Origin of the sequence: Mycobacterium sp. VKM Ac-1816D (assembly GCF_000416385.1) — a bacterium.
In the GTDB taxonomy this organism is placed as follows: Bacteria; Actinomycetota; Actinomycetes; order Mycobacteriales; family Mycobacteriaceae; genus Mycobacterium; species Mycobacterium neoaurum_A.
Window position 1 is genome coordinate 1 of record NZ_AOHQ01000055.1, and the last position, 322, is coordinate 322.

Consider the following 322-nt stretch of genomic DNA (forward strand, 5'->3'; position numbering starts at 1 on the left):
GCACCGATCCCGAGTCCGAACCCGCAGCACCCGCTGCACCAGCCGCCAGCGCTCGACCCGGCCTGGGTGCCGGGATCACCCTCGACGGCGCGATCATCCCCGCCCACCTACTCGCCGACTTGATCGCCGGCGGCGCGACAGTCCGGCCCCTGAGCAGCGCAACAGACCTGGGCTCCGAACCCCGCTACCGACCCTCGGCCAAGCTAGCGGCCTACGTCCGGATGACCGCGATGAACTGCTGTTTCCCCGGCTGCGGGAAACCCGCCCAACGCTGCGATCTGGACCATGTCGTCGCGTGGCCGGCCGGGGCGACCCATCCGGG

At 71.7% G+C, this 322-nt stretch carries 1 pseudogene; it reads left to right on the forward strand.

The features are described from left to right. Positions 1-322, forward strand: a pseudogene (locus G154_RS26650) (HNH endonuclease); the annotation flags it as partial.